Annotated in this window: 19 protein-coding genes and 1 riboswitch; of the genes, 15 read left to right on the top strand and 4 right to left on the bottom strand. The window is 41.3% G+C overall.

Annotated elements, in window-relative coordinates:
- Positions 1 to 476: 476 nt before the first annotated feature.
- From K5Q34_RS08725 to K5Q34_RS08715, 3 genes are all read left to right on the top strand, one after another.
- Positions 477 to 1,022 (top strand): tRNA (cytidine(34)-2'-O)-methyltransferase, encoded by a 546-nt coding sequence (locus K5Q34_RS08725; RefSeq protein WP_002939238.1) that lies wholly within the window; start codon positions 477 to 479, stop codon positions 1,020 to 1,022.
- Positions 1,023 to 1,071: 49 nt separating this feature from the next.
- A riboswitch (FMN riboswitch) is annotated at positions 1,072 to 1,287 on the top strand.
- 59 nt (positions 1,288 to 1,346) lie between these two features.
- Positions 1,347 to 1,904, top strand: a complete 558-nt coding sequence (locus tag K5Q34_RS08720; RefSeq protein WP_063077036.1) for an ECF transporter S component — start codon at positions 1,347 to 1,349, stop codon at positions 1,902 to 1,904.
- 24 nt (positions 1,905 to 1,928) lie between these two features.
- Complete coding sequence (locus K5Q34_RS08715; protein ID WP_044674249.1) at positions 1,929 to 2,582, top strand: phosphatase PAP2 family protein; 654 nt, start codon at positions 1,929 to 1,931, stop codon at positions 2,580 to 2,582.
- 223 nt (positions 2,583 to 2,805) lie between these two features.
- Here the strand turns inward: K5Q34_RS08715 and K5Q34_RS08710 are convergent, their stop codons facing one another.
- The 4 genes from K5Q34_RS08710 to K5Q34_RS08695 all read right to left on the bottom strand — a co-directional run bounded on the left by K5Q34_RS08710 (position 2,806) and on the right by K5Q34_RS08695 (position 5,965).
- Positions 2,806 to 4,605 (bottom strand): acyltransferase family protein, encoded by a 1,800-nt coding sequence (locus tag K5Q34_RS08710; RefSeq protein ID WP_221864842.1) that lies wholly within the window; start codon positions 4,603 to 4,605, stop codon positions 2,806 to 2,808.
- Positions 4,595 to 5,017 (bottom strand): hypothetical protein, encoded by a 423-nt coding sequence (locus tag K5Q34_RS08705; protein WP_105179921.1) that lies wholly within the window; start codon positions 5,015 to 5,017, stop codon positions 4,595 to 4,597. The genes K5Q34_RS08710 and K5Q34_RS08705 overlap by 11 nt, the downstream gene beginning before the upstream one ends.
- A 131-nt stretch (positions 5,018 to 5,148) precedes the next feature.
- Positions 5,149 to 5,583: a low molecular weight protein-tyrosine-phosphatase gene (locus tag K5Q34_RS08700; protein WP_105248727.1), complete on the bottom strand. Its 435-nt coding sequence runs from the start codon at positions 5,581 to 5,583 to the stop codon at positions 5,149 to 5,151.
- Between the two features lie 169 nt (positions 5,584 to 5,752).
- Positions 5,753 to 5,965 (bottom strand): CsbD family protein, encoded by a 213-nt coding sequence (locus tag K5Q34_RS08695; protein WP_002942806.1) that lies wholly within the window; start codon positions 5,963 to 5,965, stop codon positions 5,753 to 5,755.
- A 202-nt stretch (positions 5,966 to 6,167) separates the two neighbouring features.
- Between K5Q34_RS08695 and K5Q34_RS08690 the strand changes: the two genes are divergently transcribed.
- The 12 genes from K5Q34_RS08690 to K5Q34_RS08635 all read left to right on the top strand — a co-directional run bounded on the left by K5Q34_RS08690 (position 6,168) and on the right by K5Q34_RS08635 (position 15,304).
- Positions 6,168 to 6,686: a DNA starvation/stationary phase protection protein gene (locus K5Q34_RS08690; protein WP_024384587.1), complete on the top strand. Its 519-nt coding sequence runs from the start codon at positions 6,168 to 6,170 to the stop codon at positions 6,684 to 6,686.
- Between the two features lie 408 nt (positions 6,687 to 7,094).
- A complete protein-coding gene (locus tag K5Q34_RS08685) occupies positions 7,095 to 7,973 on the top strand; it encodes an ABC transporter ATP-binding protein (protein WP_114866743.1) in 879 nt (292 codons plus the stop codon).
- Complete coding sequence (locus K5Q34_RS08680; protein ID WP_221864841.1) at positions 7,970 to 8,701, top strand: ABC transporter permease; 732 nt, start codon at positions 7,970 to 7,972, stop codon at positions 8,699 to 8,701. Before K5Q34_RS08685 ends, K5Q34_RS08680 begins: the two co-directional genes overlap by 4 nt.
- A gap of 8 nt (positions 8,702 to 8,709) precedes the next feature.
- The gene (locus tag K5Q34_RS08675) at positions 8,710 to 9,804 is read left to right on the top strand and encodes a sensor histidine kinase (RefSeq protein ID WP_221864840.1); all 1,095 of its coding nucleotides are present in this window, start codon (positions 8,710 to 8,712) and stop codon (positions 9,802 to 9,804) included.
- On the top strand, positions 9,801 to 10,400 hold the full coding sequence (locus tag K5Q34_RS08670; RefSeq protein ID WP_221864839.1) for a response regulator transcription factor: 600 nt from the start codon (positions 9,801 to 9,803) through the stop codon (positions 10,398 to 10,400). Before K5Q34_RS08675 ends, K5Q34_RS08670 begins: the two co-directional genes overlap by 4 nt.
- A gap of 324 nt (positions 10,401 to 10,724) precedes the next feature.
- On the top strand, positions 10,725 to 10,943 hold the full coding sequence (locus K5Q34_RS08665; RefSeq protein ID WP_004194736.1) for a YqgQ family protein: 219 nt from the start codon (positions 10,725 to 10,727) through the stop codon (positions 10,941 to 10,943).
- A complete protein-coding gene (locus K5Q34_RS08660) occupies positions 10,943 to 11,329 on the top strand; it encodes a rhodanese-like domain-containing protein (RefSeq protein ID WP_221864838.1) in 387 nt (128 codons plus the stop codon). The genes K5Q34_RS08665 and K5Q34_RS08660 overlap by 1 nt, the downstream gene beginning before the upstream one ends.
- Before the next feature lie 56 nt (positions 11,330 to 11,385).
- Positions 11,386 to 12,108 (top strand): serine protease, encoded by a 723-nt coding sequence (locus K5Q34_RS08655; RefSeq protein ID WP_105153463.1) that lies wholly within the window; start codon positions 11,386 to 11,388, stop codon positions 12,106 to 12,108.
- A 307-nt stretch (positions 12,109 to 12,415) separates the two neighbouring features.
- The gene (gene rsmD / locus K5Q34_RS08650; protein ID WP_205026979.1) at positions 12,416 to 12,961 is read left to right on the top strand and encodes a 16S rRNA (guanine(966)-N(2))-methyltransferase RsmD; all 546 of its coding nucleotides are present in this window, start codon (positions 12,416 to 12,418) and stop codon (positions 12,959 to 12,961) included.
- Positions 12,951 to 13,439: a pantetheine-phosphate adenylyltransferase gene (coaD, locus tag K5Q34_RS08645; protein ID WP_221864837.1), complete on the top strand. Its 489-nt coding sequence runs from the start codon at positions 12,951 to 12,953 to the stop codon at positions 13,437 to 13,439. The genes rsmD and coaD overlap by 11 nt, the downstream gene beginning before the upstream one ends.
- Entirely contained in the window at positions 13,426 to 14,475 is a 1,050-nt protein-coding gene (locus K5Q34_RS08640) for a SepM family pheromone-processing serine protease (protein WP_014638484.1), read from the top strand. The genes coaD and K5Q34_RS08640 overlap by 14 nt, the downstream gene beginning before the upstream one ends.
- Before the next feature lie 187 nt (positions 14,476 to 14,662).
- Positions 14,663 to 15,304, top strand: coding sequence for a YutD-like domain-containing protein (locus K5Q34_RS08635; protein ID WP_221864836.1), 642 nt, complete (start codon positions 14,663 to 14,665; stop codon positions 15,302 to 15,304).

The raw sequence follows: 15,304 nt of genomic DNA, 5'->3' as shown, positions 1-15,304 counted from the left end.
TTAGCCTTGGCCACCTAGCCTAACAGCTTCAAACCTGTTATCAAATGAAATCATCAACTTACTCAAACATAGTGAAACATCTAATTCTTGACTAAGGTAAGGTGGCTAACTTCATTATAGAACTTTCGCTTTTTCATTTTCTATGAAAATTTGAAAAAAATGGGGCAAAACTCTTGATTTTCAGCCTTCTTTAAGCTACAATAGTATCACGATTTCATTGATTTAACTCAAACCTGTTGTGAGTTAAGTGAATGAATCATCATTCACCATGCTGTTTGCTGAGCTTGACTCCGGGCAGTGTGGCTATTTTTTTGTCTTTCTTACCATAGGAGACAGTCGAGTCTTTTTACTCAATGAAAATCAAAAAAAAGAAACTAGAAAACAAGCATGGTATACGGCAAAATGAAGCTGACATGGTTTGGATTTGATTTTCGAAGGGTATTCGTATTTAGTGAAATGTCACCAGAGAGGTCCTTATGAATATTGAAACATTAGAGTATATAGAAGAAACAGCTAAAAACCACATTGTCTTATTTGAACCACAGATTCCACAGAATACAGGCAATATTGCTCGAACTTGTGCTGCAACCAATAGTCCTCTCCATATCATTAAGCCTATGGGATTTCCAATTGATGACCGTAAGATGAAACGTGCAGGACTAGATTATTGGGATAAGTTAGATGTTCGCTTTTATGACAATTTAGCAGAATTTATGGATTATGCCAGCAAACAAGGACGTGTTCACTTAGTATCTAAATTTGCTGATAAAACCTATTCGGATGAAGACTATAATGATGGGAACATTCATTATTTCTTATTTGGCCGTGAAGATAAGGGCTTGCCAGAAGATTTTATGCGTGAACATCCAGAGAAAGCTATCCGTATTCCAATGAATGATGAGCATGTGCGTAGTCTTAATGTCTCTAATACAGCATGTATGATTGTATATGAGGCTCTTCGGCAGCAACAGTTTGCTGGTCTAGATTTGGTTCACACCTATGATGGGGACAAGTTAAAATAGTGAAAACTTACCAAGCTCTTGCAAATGCAAGGCTTTTTTGGTATGATGAAATAGTCTTCAGGGCAGGGTGAAATTCCCGACCGGCAGTGTAAAACGTGGCTATTTTGTTTTAAGACTAGGCAGCGAATCGAAGGCTATACTGAATGTATGTCGAGATGAGCTAACGCAGTATTAGAACAAAATAGTCCGTTGGTAGTCTGCGAGCGAAAGCTGATGTGGTGCAATTCCACAACCGACAGTAAAGTCTGGATGGGAGAAGACGAAGTGGAGGCTTTTTGCCTACTCTTCCACGCTTCTTCAATTTTCAAAAATTGGAGGAACCTTATGACAAACACACGCAAAATGACGATTATCGCCATTCTCTCAGCAGTATCCTTTCTGCTCATGTATTTGAAATTTCCGCTGATTCCAACAGCCAGTTTCCTGGAAGTGGATTTTTCTCTCGTACCGATTTTATTTGGTCTGCTTATTCTAGATCTGAAGTCTAGTTTTGCTATCCTTTTGGTACGAACTTTTCTCAAACTGATTTTAAATAATCAGGGACCATCGACAATTATTGGCTTACCGATGAATATTGCAGCTATGTCAGTTTTCATTTTAGCAGTAGCTTATTTCTGGAAAAATGACCAAGCGATAAAAAATTATTTAAAAGCAGCCTCTGTTGCAACAATTGGTTCGACAGCAGTGATGCTGGTATTAAATTACGTTTATGCGGTGCCTGTCTATGCAGCCTTTGCAAACTTTGATATTAAAGAAATCTTGGGTCTGACTAACTATCTTTTGATGATGGTACTTCCTTTTAATCTTTTACAAGGGATTGTGCTTTCAGCAATATTTTATATCTGTTACAAAGCAGCCCAACCTATTTTAAAGAAAGTTTAACCTTTATAAGGTAAACTATATTGTATGAAGAATAAACAAATCCATTTACGAAACGCATCTTTTTTTGCTCTGGCCTTTGTGATATTGGGCTATGTAGTAAAATTTTATCCTACTACCCTAGCAGGTTTTGACTCGACTGTCCAGTCTGCCATTCGTGGAAATTTACCAAGTGGAGCCAGTCAATTTTGGACCTCTATTACTGTTTTAGGAAATACGGTTATTATTTTAGCTATTACCTTGATTCTAGCTGCTATCTTTTACTACTATAAAAAATGGAAGATAGAAGCTTATTTCCTACTTGCTAGTTTTGCGGCGATGGGTGTGGCATCCACAGCCCTGAAATATGTCTACCAACGTCCGCGTCCAAGTATTGAATGGTTGATTGATACCATCGGTTATTCATTTCCTAGCTGGCATACTGCATCAACTATGATGATTGCAGGAGCAGTTGTTATTATTGTTCACCAGAGGATGAAGAAAGGCATAGCTAGACTTGTGCTACAAGCCGTGTTGATTCTACTTGCTGTCCTGGTAGCTGTATCCCGTATCTATATTGGGGTTCACTATCCGACAGATATTATCGGCGGTTGGCTACTTGCCGTCACTCTTTTACAAATGATGTATCCATTTTACGATCAGAAACGCTTTGAATGGCGTTTCCAAAGTAAGCAAAAATAGTCAATTTGACACCAACTCCTACTATAAAGGTAGGAGTTTTAATTTGTCATCTTTACTATTATCGTTACTTCGCTCTGCCGTCCTTTGTAGAAGTGGCTTATTTCGCAAGATTTATTGAGATTGAGCTTAGGCACAGCGCTATCGCTTAGAGTTCTCGCTGGACTTATCGGAAAATAGTGCAAAAATCCTCCGAGAGATTCTCAGAGGATAATGATGTATAAATCTAGTTTTTGATTGGACCATCAGCAACGGCTTCAACAGCATTTTTTATCGTTTGGGCGAAGACTTCGCCTCCATTACTTTCAAGATTGAAATGAACAAGGTCGGTATTGTACCAAATTGGTGGATTATCCTTTGCAACTTGATACCAGTCTGCAATGGAAATGTAATCATATTTTTCAGCCAATTCTTTTTCGTATTGACCTGTTTGATAGGAAATGGATTCGCTTGGAGTGAAGTTTCCATCGTAAGGAGTGACAAAAATAAGGCGACGTCCTTTAGGAAAATCTTTGACTAGTTGGTCTAGTAGTTCCTGATAATTATCCGTAGTATTTGTACCTAGGGCTACAACTACAGTCTCTTTCAAACTATTATTTTGCTTATAAAGATTTATCAATTTAGCAATTTCAGAGAGATTTCGACTGACAGTTCCATCAATCTGTGCATCTGGTAGCGCGGTCTGTATGGCAGAACTTGCGCGAACAGTAACAGAATCGCCAAAGATGATAACTCCTTTTTGAATTTCAAAACTAGTAGCTTTAGCGTTTTCAGCAGCAGATCGTGTTGTATTTAGTTGGGTCTGAGCTTGATAAAGATTGCTAACCATGCTCTCTTGTTCAAAACTTCCTAATTTTGGTGCAAACAGACAGATACCTAAGCTAATTGCAGTCAAGCAAGCAAAGCTGCTAAGAAGCCATTTTTTATAGGGCTTTAAGTCCATTGGTAATCCAAACAAACTTCCTACTTTACCAGCAATATATGGTTCTAGAATATAGAAGGAAATAGTTGATAGGATAGTAGAAAAAACAAAGGATAATCCCGCAGCGATAGAGGCATTTGTCAATTGTGTAAAGATAATGAGCAAGGGCCAATGGAAGAGGTAGATGCCATAAGAAATACTTGCAAAGAAGAGGATAATTGCAGGTTCTTTGACATCTTCGGTTTTCTCGTGAAGTACCCGAGCAGCAAAAATCATAGTTACTGTAGCTAAACTGGATAGAAGAAAACCAATTAGATAGGTCCAGATGGAACTGAATTGAAGAGTAAAGAGAAGAAGAAGTTCTACTCCTAGTCCTCCAAGAAACAGACCTATAGCTTGTTTGATACTCAATGTACTCACTTGTTGCTGGAAGGCAGTTGTTGTATTTCCGATACCAGCGATGGTTGCGAGAATGCTTCCGAGGAAGAATGGGAAGGTATGTGTGAAGCTCGAGTAGTAAATGGTTGAGAAATTATCCACAAAGAAACTTGAGATAGACATTGCTAAAAAACTTAGCGAGAAGAGGCTTATAGATGTTAGAAAAATTGATCCACGTAGTTGGCCCACACTTTTTGAGATGCGAGTCAGATACCAAACTAAACCAGCCCAGACAAGGTAATACTGAACTTCTATAGCCAGGGTCCAAGTATGCACAAATAGATGGGGTGAAAATTGATTCTCGTAACTACCACCAGATAGAATTTCAAAGAAGTTTGTCATGAATCCGAGCGCAGCGGCTATCTGATTGCCGATATTGGCAATGAAATCATTGCGGACAAGCAGAGCAAGTGGAAGAACCAAAAGAATCGTTAAAACCAGAGGGGGGAGAATCCGATAGAACCTTCTTCTGAAAAAGCTGACAATATCTATTTTTTTATGTTTTGCAAACTCATCAATTAAAAGGGCGGTTGTCAAATATCCAGACAGGGTAAAGAAGAGGTCAACCCCCACAAAGCCACCTGGGAAATATTTGATAAAGAAATGATAGAGTAGGACAAAGACTAGTCCAATCACACGTATAACGGATAACCATTTAATTTTCATATTGATAAATCCCCTGTTTAAAAGTTCCTTCGTAGGTAGCTTGTCCTTCGGTGGTCAATTTTCCTTTTCCATCGGCATAGCCGTTTTTAAATTGCCCGGTATAAACCCACCCACTTGCAGATGTGTAGGTTCCTTGACCGTGGAAAATTCCATTTGTAAATTGTCCTTCGTAGACATCTCCATTATCAAAGGTCAATTTTCCTTGACCATTCATTTTATTTGCAACCACATAACCGTTGTACTGCAGGGCGCCATTATTGAAAGTCATGGCTTGCTTGCTGGCAATTCGCCCTGTAAATACAGAGAAGGCACAGATGAGGATGATAATAAGGGAGAGGATTTCAAGTTTTGGACGGGTGAAATGACTTGTTATATCATGCCATTTTATACTAGGTAATTTGAACTCTTTCATCGTTTTACTCTTTCATAGGATTTGACCGACGCTAATCAGTTCTTTCTAGGATACAGTAAGAAATTATCAGTTCAGTCAGAAATAGTTTACCATTTTTTTACAAATATTACAAAAATATTACATAAAAAATCTTATTCTTGGTCAAATGCCTGTAACCTGTCCAACCAGTCTTGGCAACCTTTCTTTACCATGTCGTAGGTTTCGTCAAAATCTCCAGTATACCAAGGGTCTGGTACGGATTTTTCTGCGAATTGAAAAATCTTATTTTGAGCATGTGCTGGTGCCATTTTCTGTAAATCTCGGATATTATTGCTGTCCATACCAATGATGACATCAAATTCCTCAAAGTCTGCTTGAGAGATTTGTTGAGAGGTTTTGGTCTGGTCATAGGGAATATTGTGCTTTTGGAAAATTTTCTGAGTTCCAGGGTAGATAGGATTACCATGTTCCCAGTTTGAAGTAGCACGGCTTTCAATATGAAATTGATTTGTCAAATCTTTCATGACAAATTCAGCCATAGGGCTACGACAAATATTTCCAAGACAGACAAAAACGATTTTTTTCATAGATTCTCCTTTCGTGGCATACGAAAAGAGAGGGCAGACTCGACAGGTAAATGCCTGAGTTCCCCTCTCTTGCATATTTTTGTTCGGGCTACAGGTAAAAGACCAAATTGAGTGTAATGTTCATTATCAAACAGTGCACGAGCAATCCTACCCATATTGAACTCTTTGCTTATTTCTCTTCTTTGTCGAAAGCATTTTTGATGCCGTTAATGGCACCTTCAAGCCCATCTTTTGCATCTTCGACTAGCTCTTTTGCTTTGCCAATTCCTTTCTCAACAAGTCCTTCAACTTCGATTTCCTTGTCGCCGGTCAGCTTACCAATTACCTCTTTTGCAGAGCCAGATAGCTGTTCTAGTTTTGCGTCAAATTTTTCTTCTGACATAAAATCCCTCCTTATATATACAGATGGGGCGATGACTTTCTAAAAAGAAAATCACATACTATTCTTACTTACTAGTCTAACGTATATAAGTTAATATAGCAAGGAATTTGTCTGTCAATAGGTCAGAGGAGGATGAGGGATAATTCTTGCAATTTTTTCTTCTTTTATTTATAATTATTATAAATAAAAGAAAGGGTGATATATGATGAAACAAAAATATTATCAATCTCCAGCAGAAATTGCGTCTTTCAGCCCGCGTCCATCACTGGCTGATTCTAAGGCTGTTTTGAATCAAGCGGTGGCCGATTTATCAGTAGCCCATTCTATCCTCCATCAAGTTCATTGGTATATGCGTGGTCGTGGCTTTATGATTTGGCATCCAAAGATGGATGAATATATGGAAGAAATTGATGGCTATTTGGATGAGATGAGTGAGCGTTTAATTACCTTAGGTGGGGCACCATTTTCTACCCTTAAAGAGTTTAGTGAAAATAGTCAGCTCAAGGAAGTTCCTGGTGATTACACTGTAACGATTGAAGAGCAATTGGCGCGTGTGGTAGAGGTGTTCCGCTATCTGGCTGCTCTTTTCCAAAAGGGATTTGATGTCAGTGATGAAGAAGGTGACAGCGTAACCAACGACATTTTCAATGTGGCTAAGGCTAGTATTGAAAAACATATTTGGATGCTGCAGGCAGAACTTGGTCAAGCGCCTAAGTTGTAAATAGATGAAGGGTCCACAGTAGGACTCTTTTTTGCTGCATTATTTAATACTCTTCGAAAATCAACATTATCCGTTGTCAAGAGCCTTGATGAGTGAAAAGCTCCGGTGGAGCTTTTCAGCCTGTTACCTTGAAACAAGATAGTAACAGAGTTCTATCTTCGACTTCGTTTCCTAGGTACTTTTGATTTTCTTTGAGTATAATATGACATTTGTCACATGAGTCCATGACAAAGGCTTCTAGCGGGGGCTCCTTTTTCGAGATATACTGTCTATGTAGCGTCATTTAGTTTTTCTTTTATTACTTCGTTAACTCGCCTTGCCTAACTCCAGTTATGCCTGCGGCTCGTTGCCTAGTACTAAAAGTAAACTAAAAGACTATAAGATGCTCAAGAAATAGGAGGTAGAAAGATGCTAGAAGTACGGGCACTAGACAAGGTTATCAAAGGACGGTCCATTTTGTCTGATATTTCCTTTGAGATTAAGTCAGGGGAATGTGTGGCCTTGATTGGTCCCAACGGGGCTGGGAAGACAACACTCATGTCCTGTTTGTTAGGCGATAGAAAGGCGACGAAAGGGCAGGTCTTGTTGGACGGTCTGGCTCCACAGGCTCGGTCGAATAAAGAAACAGTAGCAGTCTTACCTCAAGAAAATGCTATTCCAACGGACTTGAAGGTAAAGGAATTGCTCCGCTTTTTCCAAGCTATCTACAAGGACAGTCTGACAGATGTGGAAATTGACAGCCTGCTCCGCTTTTCCCCAGAGCAAAAAAATCAGCTGGCGGGCAAGCTATCAGGTGGTCAGAAGCGGCTCTTGGCCTTTGTCATTTGCCTGATTGGTAAGCCCAAGTTGCTCTTTTTGGACGAGCCGACGGCGGGCATGGATACGTCGACCCGTCAGCGTTTTTGGGAGATTGTCCATGATTTGAAGGAAAAGGGTGTGACAATTTTTTATACCAGCCATTATATCGAGGAAGTGGAGCATACGGCGGAGCGGATTTTGGTCTTGCACCAGGGTAGGCTCTTGCGGGATACGACGCCGTTTGCCATGCGGAGTGAGGAGCAGGAAAAAGAAGTAGCACTGCCAATCGGCTTTGCGACAGTGGTGGAGGGCTTGGACGCAATTGATAACATCAGCTATAAACAGGACACGGTCAGCTTCAAGACCCGAGCTATTGAGCAGGTTTGGGCGAATTTACAGGAAGCAGGCTGTCGGATTTCAGACTTAGAGGTGCAGAACAAAACCCTGCTCAACAGCCTATTTGACAAGACAAGGGAGGGAGAATCATGAAAGCATTGGTGCAAGTAGAAGCGGTCAAATTATCTAGAAGTTTGGGAGTTTTTCTCCTGTCAATCGGGATGCCTGTTATCTTTTTCCTGATTTTCTCATCAACGGTCCAGTTTGATGATACAGCCATGCAAAAGGCCTTTATCCAGTCCTATATGCTGACCATGACAGGCTTTTCCATGTCGGGCTTTGCCCTTTTTACCTTTCCCGTGATGCTGGCAGAGGACCGGAAAAACAGCTGGTTGACCTTTATCCAGCATTCGCCTCTGCCAATCTGGCAATACTATCTTTCCAAACTCGTGCGGGTCTTGCTCTGCTTTGTGTCTTCCATTGCCATTGTCTTTGCGGTGGGTAGCTTAGTCAAGGGAGTTGAGATGACAGCTCAAGAATGGGGAATTTCGGCTCTCTTACTTTTAGTGACCTCTATCGTATTTCTAGCCATTGGCTTGCTTTTGGTGCAAATCCAGTCGGAACAGACCATGTCGGTGGTGGCCAACTTGCTCTACTTTGTTCTGGCTATCATGGGTGGCTCTTGGATGCCTGTCTCCCTCTTTCCTGACTGGGTACAGCGAATTTGCAAACTTATGCCCAGCTACCATGTCAATCAGCTGGTGACCACCTATGCCCAAGAGGGAGTTTTTCTCTGGAAATCCTTGCTAATTGTCCTAGGATATGCCATAATTTTCTTAGGAATTGCTCTGGCTATTCATAGAAAATCTGAACAGCAGTGAGGTGACCCATGATTTTTGAAAAAAGAAAGATACCACTCATGTTCTTCGTGGGCATGGTCTTTCTCTATTTTCCACTTTATTACGCCCAGTATAGTCCAAATCCGACGGCGGTTATTCTAGCAACCATTCTCTTTGCCCTGGTCTATTGTTCTCTCTTTTACACCGACCACAAGCTCTATTCCATACTGGGTTGGTTTTACCTGATTGGCTATATAGCCGTTATGAGCTTTTGGGGCAATCTGCAATTTTCACTCTTCATCTTCAACCTATCCAATATGCTGAGCTGGTATTATAAGGAAACTCGGCCGACCTATCGAACGGTGTCCTATGGGATTTTGTTGCTGGCCATTATCCTCTGGGCTTTATTTGGTCCTGTCCCCTTTGAAATGCGGGCCTTTGCACTCATCATTCACTTTTTCGGCTTAGCCTTGCTGATTTTTAGCTGGATTGAAACCAAGCGGGAAGCTCTTCAGCAACGGATTCAGGAGCAAAATGCTTCCATTAACCTCCTGCTTGCTGAGAACGAACGCAACCGCATCGGTCAGGACTTGCACGATACCCTTGGGCATGTCTTTGCTATGCTGTCCATCAAGGCAGAGCTGGTCAAGACCCTTTTGGACCACGACCAGATAGACCAGGCCAAGAAGGAAGTGCAGGAGCTCCAGACCTTAGCCAAGGACTCCATGCAGGAGGTCCGCCAGATTGTCCAGTCCCTCAAGCAGCACACCGTGGCAGAGGAACTCCAGATTTTGCAGCAGATGCTGGACTTGGCAGGAGTGGATTTGGTCGTTTTGGGCGGGGAAATAGCAGAGCAGCTCAGCTTGCCTGTCCAGAACAAACTGGCCATGGTGCTGAGAGAGTTGGGCAATAACCTGCTCAAACACAGCCGGGCTAGTAAGTGTCGTTTGATATTTGAGGAAGACCAGCAAGAATTGGTCTTGCACTACGAAGACAATGGTGTAGGCTTTGCCCAGTTAACCGGTCAAGAATTGTATACTATAAAGGATAGACTGGTGACGGTGCAGGGGAGTTTGGAATTTCTTTCTCTGGCACAACCCACCCGCCTGTCCATCCGAATTCCGCTTGAGGAGGTGGTAGAATGAGAATCTTAGTCGCAGAAGACCAGGCCATGCTGCGGGACGCCCTCTGTCAACTCTTGGGCTTTCAAGATGCGGTTGAGGCTGTTTTACAGGCAGAAAACGGCAGTCAGGCCCTTGCTCTTTTGGAAAAAGAGCCAGTAGATGTGCTACTCCTAGATATTGAAATGCCTGAGAAGACGGGGCTGGATGTCTTGGAATGGGTGCGAGCGAAATCCTTGCCCGTCAAGGTTGTCATCATGACTACCTTCAAGCGACCAGGCTATTTTGAACGAGCGGTCAAGGCTGATGTAGACGCCTATGTACTCAAGGAACGCTCCATTTCGGACCTTATGCGGACCATTGAAACGGTCTTGGCAGGGCGAAAGGAGTACTCGCCAGAGCTCATGGACATTCTCCTGACCCAACGCAGTCCCTTGACGGAACAAGAATGTCACCTACTTAAATTGGTGGCGAATGGCTTGTCCAATAAGGAAATCGCCAGCCAGCTCTACCTGTCTGACGGGACGGTCCGCAACTACATGACCTCTATCTTGGCCAAGCTGGGAGCTGAAAACCGTACGGCTGCTGTTAAGGTGGCACAGGAAAAGGGTTGGTTATGATATAGACACTCAGTTTATCTTTTATTACTTCGGCGAATGGGGAAACTTCGTTTCCTTATTTCCAACTTCAAATAATTTTATCATTATTTGAACTCACTTTGCCTAACTTCAGTTATGCCTGCAGCTTTTGACGTGAACATCGTTCACTTTATCCCCAGTCTCCAACTATCTCCCAGATAGTTGGAGCGAGTACTAAAAGCAAACTGAATGCCTATATTAGAATTGGATTATATTGGTGATTTATCCAATCCTTTTTAAGCATTTCATAAATTCCAACTGATTTTTTATATTGAAAAACACCTAAAATTCTGCTACAATTTTTTTATGAAAAGACTTTATGATGTGCAACAATTACTCAAACGGTTTGGTATAATTGTCTATATGGGCAACCGTCTCTACGATATTGAAATGATGCAGATAGAATTAAATAGAATCTATCAGGCAGGTGTCTTAGATCGGTTGGAATATATGGAAGCAGAGCTTGTTTTGAGGCGTGAACATCGTTTGGAATTAGAGTATCAGAAATCAAGGGAGAATGAGTGATGGAAACATTTTGGGTATTTTTAGTATTTTTGGCAGTATTGGGAGCCTGGATGGGTTTTAATTACTGGAGATTGCGCCGTGCGGCGACGGTGATTGATAATGCAGAATTTGCAGAAAAGATGCACGGAGGTCAGTTGATTGACCTGCGAGACCCGAGTGAGTTTAATCGTAAGCATATTTTAGGTGCGAGAAATATTCCTTACCAGCAATTACGCCAGTCTACAGCTGCTTTGCGTAAGGATAGACCTGTCTTAATCTATGAGAATGATCGTGGTCAGTTGGTAACACCAGCAGCCCTTCATTTGAAGAAACAGGGCTTTAATGAAATCTATATTTTAAGCTATGGTCTAAACGGATGGAATGGTAAGGTAAAAACGACTAAGTAACATTGTCAGTAGGCTAGAGTATTTTCTTATGCAATAAGACGGATAAGGGCAAAAATATGGAAAAGAAATTTGAAAAGTTGTCATTGGCAGAAATTGGCATTATTTCTTTTATGGGACTTATTTTATTGATTAGCTTAGGCGCTAGTTGGTATAAAAATGCTCAAAGCGAAACAAGTGATACAAAGACAGTACAGCAAGTGCCCAATCAGAAAAAAACGGTTGATACAGTATTTCAGGATGCTGAGAATGCTGTCATTGTATTAGAAGGAACACATACTGAAGAGAAACTTGCAGAGGCACAATCTGCAGTAAACAAGGTTACGGATGCGACTAAAAAAGCAGCATTACAGAAACGGATTGACCAAGTAAAAGAGCTAGTGGGACAGCAGACAGATGCTCAAACACAGGCTAAGCTAAAAGCGGAGTTGGTCAGGGCGGAAGCAGCTCAAAAAGTAGCTGATGAGAAAAAAATATCTGAAACAGGGACCAGTCAGTCAACGGACCTTGCTGAAGCTAGTGAGACCTCACAAGAATCTTATGTAGTACCCAATCAAAATATATATGGAAACCAAAGTGTGAGTTCAACAAGCCAGTATACAAGCAGCGTGGCGTCAACTAGTACAAGTACTTCAGTCCCTCCGACTAGTGAAGGAGCACCTGTGGTAGAAACTCCAACAGTTTCTGAAACACCGGCGGAAACGACAGATTCAACAACTAGCCTGGTTGAGTCAGTGGAAACAGTTCCAACAGCTGACGAGAGTTCACCAGATAATCCGTAGGCTTTTTAGCTACTGGTTCTTTATGGCGTATTAGCATACTGGAAAAAATAGCTATTTGTATTTCAACACTAATTTTTTCTTGTAACGATCTAGTTTAAATACATACGATAAGAGTGAGGAATTTCGCGTAAAACAGAATTTCCTTGCTTTTTATTTTTATCATTTTGTTGCATAGCGCGAGAATGATTTCCTGCTATAGCGGTTGAGAGTGTATTTGGCAGAAGGTTGAAAAAGTTGGTGCAAAAAGGAAAGCAGGAAGTGCACTTGGTTTCAGCAACGAGCTTCATTTTTTGCTATAATATACCTTATGAGAATTGTATCGGGAAGCTATGGTGGAAGACCACTGAAAACGTTAGATGGAAAAACAACCAGACCGACATCGGATAAGGTCCGTGGAGCCATGTTCAATATGATTGGTCCCTATTTTGAGGGGGGTAGAGTTCTTGACTTGTACGCCGGCAGTGGTGGTTTATCTATCGAGGCTATATCTCGTGGCATGGAGTCAGCAGTTCTGGTTGAGCGAGATCGACGAGCACAAGCCATTATCCGTGAAAATATTGCAATGACTAAGGAAGCAGATAAATTTCAGCTTCTAGCAATGGAAGCTAGACAGGCTTTGAACAGTGTGGAAGGTCAAGGTCCTTTCGACCTGGTATTCTTGGACCCTCCTTATGCAGAGCAGGAAATTGAAGAAGTGATAACAGAACTTTGTCGCCGTGACTTACTAGCAGATGATGTTATGGTAGTCTGCGAAACGGATAAGGCGGTCTCTCTTCCGGAAGAAATAGCAGAGCTGGGGATATGGAAAGAGAAACTCTACGGAATTAGTAAGGTAACAGTATATGTCAGATAAGATTGGATTGTTTACGGGCTCATTTGACCCCATTACCAATGGACACTTGGACTTAATTGAACGAGCGAATGGACTATTTGATAAATTATATGTGGGAGTTTTTACCAATCCTAAAAAGGCAGGACTCTTGACAGGCTTGGAGAGAAAAGCCATTTTGGAGAAGCTTTTTGTAGGAATGGAGAAGATCGAGGTCGTTCTGTCTGAAAATGAATTGGTAGTCGATGTAGCTAAGCGCTATGGAGTAACACATTTGGTCCGAGGATTGCGTAATGCGACCGATTTGGAATACGAGTCAAGTTTTGATTTTTACAATCGTCAGTTGGCGCCAGATTTGGAAACTATTTATTTAATCGCCAAGCCAGAGCTTAAGTTCGTATCATCCAGCCAGGTTCGAGAATTGCTGTATTTCAAACAGGACATAGGCCCTTATGTTCCAGAAATTGTTAGTGAGGAGATTAGAAAGAATGAAGAAAAATAGGAAGTTAACCTTAATTGCATCTATTGTTTTAGGAACTCTTTTGATTTGGTTTGCCGTTTTTGTTCGTCTGCCTTATTATCTAGAAAGTCCAGGTGGAGCTGCTGATATTCGTCAGGTACTAACGGTGAACAATCAAATAGACCAAGAGGATGGCTCTTACAACTTCACCTATGTATCAGTCCAACAAGCTACAGCTTTACAACTATTCGCTGCTCAGTTTGATCCCTATACGACAGTTCGTTCCTCTGAAGAGATGACAGGAGGGGCCGACAACGAAGAATATTTCCGTATAGCACAGTTTTACATGGAGACATCGCAAAATATGGCGAAGTACCAAGGTTTGACTTTGGCAGGAAAAGAAGTCAATCTTGATTTCTTTGGTGTCTATGTACTTGCCTTGGCGGATGATTCGACCTTTAAAAAAGTTCTTAATATTGCCGATACTGTTGTGAGTATCAATGGAAAAACATTTGAGTCTTCTCCTGATTTGATTAAATATGTGAGTGGCTTGGAACTTGGAAGTGATGTAACAGTTGGTTATATTAGCGCTGGTCAGGAGAAATCTGCGGACGGTAAGATTATCAAATTGTCTAATGGCAAAAACGGAATCGGCATCACTCTCGTAGATCATACAGAGGTTCAAAGTTCGATTCCGATTGATTTCCAAACGGGAGATATTGGTGGACCAAGTGCTGGTCTGATGTTTACACTTGCCATCTATACTCAACTCGCAGAGCCTGACTTACGTGATGGTCGAATTATTGCTGGTACGGGGACTATCGAGCAGGATGGAAAAGTAGGTGACATTGGTGGTGCTGATAAGAAGGTTATTTCGGCAGCTAAGTCAGGTGCAAGTATCTTTTTCGTACCAAACAATCCAGTTGATGTGGAAGTTTTGAAGGAAGATCCAAAGGCTAAAACGAACTATGAAGAAGCTAAGGAAGCTGCGGAGAAAGCAGGATTGGATATTGAGGTAGTTCCTGTGAAAACTGTTCAAGAGGCTATTGATTATTTGAAGAAAACAAAGGGCGAGTAAATCGTCCTTTTTTGTTAGAGAATAATATTATAATTGTCAGAAATTTCTCCTAAATGGTAAAGTAGAAGAATTTCCAGATAAATCGTGTTATAATGATAAGGTTAAGTGTGAGAATTTAGATTCTGACCAGATAGATGATTAATCAAATGATTTTTACGTATGAAGATTTTATAAGATAGGAGGACAAATGAAAAAAGAAATTTCACCTGAAATGTATAACTATAATAAATACCCTGGTCCGAGTTTTGCTCGTGTCGGAGATAAGGTTGTATCTGAAAATATTGAATTGGACCTTTTGGAAGATTACAAGAATGCTTTTGACCAGACGATTTTTGGTCAACGTTTTTCACAACTCATGCTCAAGTTTGATTATATCGTGGGAGATTGGGGCAATGAGCAGCTGAGATTAAGGGGATTCTATACAGACGATAAAAATGTTAAATCAGACTTAAAAATCAGCCGCTTGGACGACTATTTGACGGAGTATTGTAATTTTGGTTGTGCTTATTTCGTCCTAGCCAATCCGAATCCACAAGACTTGCCTGCTGAGGAGGAGGATAAACCTCGTCGGAAGCGGAGTCGTTCTCGCAATCGTAACAGAAATCAACAGCGGACGGAGCCTATTGCGCCAAAAGAAACCAAAAATAATCGCAATGACCGTCAGAAAAAAGGGAAGCAGCAGAACAAACAGTCGGAACAGCGTCATTTTACTATGAAGAATGCTGGTGTTAAGGCGAGTCAAACGGAGCGTTCTCAAAAACGTGAGCGTAAGCAGAGCAAGCGTGAGATGAATGAAGTGAAGCGTAACTTTGTTATCCGCCAGAAATAG

Origin of the sequence: Streptococcus sp. 2018110 (assembly GCF_019754115.1) — a bacterium.
In the GTDB taxonomy this organism is placed as follows: domain Bacteria; phylum Bacillota; class Bacilli; order Lactobacillales; family Streptococcaceae; genus Streptococcus; species Streptococcus hashimotonensis.
Note: the sequence above shows the minus strand (reverse complement) of the source record. Positions and strands in the feature narration are given on the sequence as shown.

Excerpts from the sequence above, each read along its gene's own strand:
- K5Q34_RS08680 (WP_221864841.1), top strand. The coding sequence starts at position 7,970 with ATGAAAGCATTGGTGCAAGTAGAAGCGGTCAAATTATCTAGAAGTTTG.
- K5Q34_RS08670 (WP_221864839.1), top strand. The coding sequence starts at position 9,801 with ATGAGAATCTTAGTCGCAGAAGACCAGGCCATGCTGCGGGACGCCCTC.
- K5Q34_RS08660 (WP_221864838.1), top strand. The coding sequence starts at position 10,943 with ATGGAAACATTTTGGGTATTTTTAGTATTTTTGGCAGTATTGGGAGCC.
- K5Q34_RS08705 (WP_105179921.1), bottom strand. The coding sequence starts at position 5,017 with ATGAAAGAGTTCAAATTACCTAGTATAAAATGGCATGATATAACAAGT.
- K5Q34_RS08720 (WP_063077036.1), top strand. The coding sequence starts at position 1,347 with ATGACAAACACACGCAAAATGACGATTATCGCCATTCTCTCAGCAGTA.
- rsmD (WP_205026979.1), top strand. The coding sequence starts at position 12,416 with ATGAGAATTGTATCGGGAAGCTATGGTGGAAGACCACTGAAAACGTTA.
- K5Q34_RS08665 (WP_004194736.1), top strand. The coding sequence starts at position 10,725 with ATGAAAAGACTTTATGATGTGCAACAATTACTCAAACGGTTTGGTATA.
- K5Q34_RS08635 (WP_221864836.1), top strand. The coding sequence starts at position 14,663 with ATGAAAAAAGAAATTTCACCTGAAATGTATAACTATAATAAATACCCT.
- K5Q34_RS08655 (WP_105153463.1), top strand. The coding sequence starts at position 11,386 with ATGGAAAAGAAATTTGAAAAGTTGTCATTGGCAGAAATTGGCATTATT.
- K5Q34_RS08710 (WP_221864842.1), bottom strand. The coding sequence starts at position 4,605 with ATGAAAATTAAATGGTTATCCGTTATACGTGTGATTGGACTAGTCTTT.
- K5Q34_RS08725 (WP_002939238.1), top strand. The coding sequence starts at position 477 with ATGAATATTGAAACATTAGAGTATATAGAAGAAACAGCTAAAAACCAC.
- K5Q34_RS08715 (WP_044674249.1), top strand. The coding sequence starts at position 1,929 with ATGAAGAATAAACAAATCCATTTACGAAACGCATCTTTTTTTGCTCTG.
- K5Q34_RS08675 (WP_221864840.1), top strand. The coding sequence starts at position 8,710 with ATGATTTTTGAAAAAAGAAAGATACCACTCATGTTCTTCGTGGGCATG.
- K5Q34_RS08690 (WP_024384587.1), top strand. The coding sequence starts at position 6,168 with ATGATGAAACAAAAATATTATCAATCTCCAGCAGAAATTGCGTCTTTC.
- K5Q34_RS08700 (WP_105248727.1), bottom strand. The coding sequence starts at position 5,583 with ATGAAAAAAATCGTTTTTGTCTGTCTTGGAAATATTTGTCGTAGCCCT.
- K5Q34_RS08695 (WP_002942806.1), bottom strand. The coding sequence starts at position 5,965 with ATGTCAGAAGAAAAATTTGACGCAAAACTAGAACAGCTATCTGGCTCT.
- K5Q34_RS08685 (WP_114866743.1), top strand. The coding sequence starts at position 7,095 with ATGCTAGAAGTACGGGCACTAGACAAGGTTATCAAAGGACGGTCCATT.
- K5Q34_RS08640 (WP_014638484.1), top strand. The coding sequence starts at position 13,426 with ATGAAGAAAAATAGGAAGTTAACCTTAATTGCATCTATTGTTTTAGGA.
- coaD (WP_221864837.1), top strand. The coding sequence starts at position 12,951 with ATGTCAGATAAGATTGGATTGTTTACGGGCTCATTTGACCCCATTACC.